The sequence below is a fragment of the Bradyrhizobium sp. Leo170 genome (genome assembly GCF_004296405.1).
In the GTDB taxonomy this organism is placed as follows: domain Bacteria; phylum Pseudomonadota; class Alphaproteobacteria; order Rhizobiales; family Xanthobacteraceae; genus Bradyrhizobium.
The window spans coordinates 1-269 of sequence record NZ_PSRR01000949.1; the positions used below are offsets into that span (position 1 = coordinate 1).

The window sequence follows — 269 nt, forward strand, 5'->3', positions numbered from 1 at the left end:
TAAGCGCTTAGCCGCAACCCTATTGACACTGGCTTGACGTTTTGCGGAACCGCCACGGCATGAGGTCTTCGATTCTGTTATGGGGATGGCCGTCGATGATCGCCTCGAGTGTTTCGGCGATGTAGGCGGCCGGGTTGACGTCGCTGAGCTTGCAGGTGGCGACGATCGACGCAAGCAAGGCCCAATTTTCAGCCCCGACCTCATGACCGGCGAAGAGCGCATTTTTTCTGGTCAGGCAGACTGGCCGGATGGCGTTCTCGACGGGGTTC

The 269-nt window shown here is 59.1% G+C and carries 1 protein-coding gene; it reads right to left on the reverse strand.

Translation table 11 applies throughout. The features are described from left to right. Positions 1 to 19: 19 nt before the first annotated feature. The coding region (locus CWO89_RS45470; protein WP_130584500.1) for a transposase domain-containing protein at positions 20 to 269 on the reverse strand (250 nt) is incomplete at its 5' end.